Here is a 3,356-nt window from a genome sequence, read left to right as displayed (position 1 = left end):
TTTGAAAAGTATCGATTAGCACTCGTAAACCCCTGCCCTCACCCCCAACCCCTCTCCCAAGCTTGGGAGAGGGGAGCCGGAACCGCAGGTGACGGCGGGGTGAGGGCGACGAGGGGTTAAAGGTCGCAAAAGAAGGGTTTGTAAAGCGGATTTGGTATCAGACATCCTTTTAGCAATATGAAATCAGGGGTTCACCCACCTCCCATCTCCCACCTCCCATCTCCCATCTCCCATCTCCCTCATGGATTACTACATCGCTCCAGCTTTCCTCGACAAACTAGCCGTCCATATCACCAAAAATTATCTCGATCTGCCTGGTGTCAAAGTACCGCTAATTTTGGGCGTACATGGGCGTAAAGGCGAGGGAAAAACTTTTCAGTGTGAATTGGTATTCGATCGGATGAAGGTCGAAGCAATCCATATTTCGGCGGGAGAGTTGGAGAGTCCCGATGCGGGGGATTCAGCGCGATTGATTCGGTTGCGGTATCGGGAGGCGGCGGAAATTATTAAGGTGCGCGGGCGGATGGCGGTGCTGGTAATTAATGATATCGATGCTGGGGCGGGGAGATTCGACCAGGGTACGCAGTATACGGTCAATACCCAGCTAGTTAATGCCACGCTGATGAATATCGCCGATAATCCCACCAATGTCCAGCTACCTGGTAGTTACGATTCGACTCCTTTACCGCGAATTCCGATTATTTTAACTGGAAACGATCTATCGACACTGTATGCGCCACTGGTGCGCGACGGACGAATGGAGAAGTTCTACTGGGTACCGACGCATGAGGATAAAGTGGGGATTGTGAGTGGGATTTTTGCGCCAGATAATATTTCTGGTCGGGAAATAGTTAGTTTGGTCGATCGATTTGCCGAGCAAGCAGTTGATTTTTTTGCAGCGATGCGCGCGCGGATCTATGACGAGCAAATTAGAGAATTTATCGGACAAGTAGGATTAGAAAGAGTCGCGATGGAAGTAGTCAATCCGGCAAGCGGGATTAAGCCAACTTTTCCCAAACCATATTTTACCCTCGCCCGTCTGGTAGAGTTTGGCAATCTGTTAGTCCAAGAGCAAAAATCGGTCGCTGAAGGTAGACTGGTTGAGGAATACAATCGCGTTCGCTATGGAGTAGGGAGGGGATAGGGAATAGGGGATAGTGGGTCTAAATGATAAAAGTTATTACTTATAGTCCAGCATATACGATCGTACCGACTTATGAATGTTTCAATCGGTGTAGCTATTGCAACTTCCGGGTCGATCCTGGCGCAGATACATGGATGAAAATCGATCGAGCTACCCAGATTCTCACCGATCTTCAGGGTGAAAATATTTGTGAAATCTTGATCTTGAGTGGCGAAATTCATCCTCAATCTGCACGTCGTCCAGCTTGGCTCGATCGCATTTATGAGATTGGCAACTTAGCTCTAAATATGGGCTTTTTACCACATACTAACGCTGGCCCTTTAAGCTATGACGAGATGGCACGTTTAGCATCAGTAAATGTATCGATGGGTTTGATGTTAGAGTCCTTAGACCCCAGCTTACTCAATGGCGTTCATCGTCATGCACCGAGTAAATTGCCTGCAATCAGACTCGAACAACTTAATTGGGCGGGTGAATTACAGATTCCATTTACAACGGGGTTGTTATTGGGCATCGGTGAAGCTGAAACTGACTGGCAAATTAGTTTACAAGCGATCGCCGATATTCATATCCGCTGGGGACATATTCAGGAAGTAATATTGCAACCATATAGTCCAGGCAGCCAGGAAAGTTTGGCTGGATTAGGTTTTGACATCCTTAAATTGCCCAGAGTAATTCAGTTAGCAAGACAGATATTGCCTGCGGATATTACGATCCAAATCCCACCAAATTTAATTCCAAATCCCAATCTATTACTAGCTTGTTTAGCTGCGGGTGCAAAAGATTTAGGCGGGATCGTTCCTAAAGATGAAGTCAATCCCGACTACCATCATTTACAGCTAGCAAACTTGAGTGCGTTACTTGCTAATGCTGGCTATGAATTACAGCGCAGATTGCCAGTTTATCCCAATAGAGAACATTATTTGTCCGATCGATTACAAGCTAAGATTAACTATCAGCGTCAATCGATGCAAATGGCTGCGATCGATAATCTAGACTAAAATCTTAGGCGACCTGCATAATCTCATTGCCCACTCCCAATGAGTAGAGTAAGTCAAGAGCAATTACGGAAAATCAACAATGAGTATCAGACTTGGATCGTCATTTTATCTATATCTGAGTGGGGGAATAGTTCTGCTCTTAGCGGCAATCTTATTTAAACCTTTTACGATCGTTAATCCTGGCGAACGAGGTGTCATCATGCACCTCGGAGAAGTCCAAGACCAAATCTTAAATGAAGGGTTTCATCCAGTCCTACCAATCTACACCAGTATCAAGAAAATGAGTGTCAAGGTTAAAAAAGTCGATGTTGCCGTTAAGGTCGGTACCAAAGACTTGCAAACTTTAGATGTGATGACATCTGTAAATTGGCATATCGAACCGAATAAAGTTAACCGAGTGTATCAGCAAATAGGCGACGATCGCCAAGTCAGAGAAATAATAGTAACTCCCGCAATTTCGGAAGTTCTCAAAGCGGCAACTCCTCAGCGAACCGCTGAAGAAATCCTCAAGCAACGCAGTAGCCTGAAGGACGAGATCGAACGCAGTCTCAAGCCTAGACTGGCAAAATACGGCATCCAAGTCGATGATGTATCACTCATCAATATTGGATTTTCGCCAGAATTCACTAAGTCCATCGAGCAAAAACAAATTGCCGAACAAGATGCGAAAAAAGCCGAATATGAAGCATTAAAAGCTTCTAGACAAGCTCAAGCAGAAGTCAATCGAGCTAAAGGAACCGCCGAAGCTCAAAAGCTACTCAGACAGAGTTTAAATAAAGAATTACTAGAAAAACAAGCGATCGAAAAATGGGATGGTAAGTTTCCGACAGTGATGGGTGGAAATGGAGCATTACCATTAATTAATATTTCTCCACCTCAAAAGTAGAAAGACGAGCATGATTCAATTCGATCGTAGTACTTTACCGACGTTGTCTACCGATGAACCAGATCGCGAAACCTATGAGTAAACGAATCAGTGCCAGACCTATACCCACCATAAAAAACATCATTAGACCAAGAATTCCTTGCCCCTGAAACCGAGGATCTTGGCTGAAGATAGCAATCCAAATTAAAGTACTAATGAAATATAGAAATGCTGGTGCCAGTATACTCAGGCTCTTTCTGTTTTTTTGGCTGTTTATTTCGAGAGAAACTGAGAAGTTGGTATATGAAAGAAGGGCCCAAGACTGTTCCGGCCGCTCGGGCGCGGC

The 3,356-nt window shown here is 45.0% G+C and carries 3 protein-coding genes and 1 pseudogene; 3 read left to right on the top strand and 1 reads right to left on the bottom strand.

Translation table 11 applies throughout. From position 1 onward, the window contains the following. Nucleotides 1-241 precede the first annotated feature (241 nt). The 3 genes and pseudogenes from RMO52_RS23585 to RMO52_RS23575 all read left to right on the top strand — a co-directional run. Nucleotides 242-1,129: pseudogene (locus RMO52_RS23585) on the top strand (AAA family ATPase); the annotation flags it as partial. A 38-nt stretch (nt 1,130-1,167) separates the two neighbouring features. Beyond that, the gene (cofG, locus tag RMO52_RS23580; RefSeq protein WP_310419222.1) at nt 1,168-2,145 is read left to right on the top strand and encodes a 7,8-didemethyl-8-hydroxy-5-deazariboflavin synthase subunit CofG; all 978 of its coding nucleotides are present in this window, start codon (nt 1,168-1,170) and stop codon (nt 2,143-2,145) included. A 79-nt stretch (nt 2,146-2,224) separates the two neighbouring features. Next, nucleotides 2,225-3,031, top strand: coding sequence for a prohibitin family protein (locus RMO52_RS23575; protein ID WP_310419218.1), 807 nt, complete (start codon nt 2,225-2,227; stop codon nt 3,029-3,031). Between the two features lie 34 nt (nt 3,032-3,065). Here the strand turns inward: RMO52_RS23575 and RMO52_RS23570 are convergent. After that, nucleotides 3,066-3,356: hypothetical protein (locus tag RMO52_RS23570; protein ID WP_310419215.1), on the bottom strand; the 291-nt coding region annotated here is incomplete at its 5' end.

The sequence above is a fragment of the Chamaesiphon sp. OTE_8_metabat_110 genome (genome assembly GCF_031382685.1).
GTDB lineage: Bacteria > Cyanobacteriota > Cyanobacteriia > Cyanobacteriales > Chamaesiphonaceae > Chamaesiphon.
The sequence above is the reverse complement of the archived record's forward strand: the minus strand, read 5'-3'. Positions and strand labels throughout refer to the sequence as shown.

Excerpts from the sequence above, each read along its gene's own strand:
- cofG (WP_310419222.1), top strand. The coding sequence starts at position 1,168 with ATGATAAAAGTTATTACTTATAGTCCAGCATATACGATCGTACCGACT.
- RMO52_RS23575 (WP_310419218.1), top strand. The coding sequence starts at position 2,225 with ATGAGTATCAGACTTGGATCGTCATTTTATCTATATCTGAGTGGGGGA.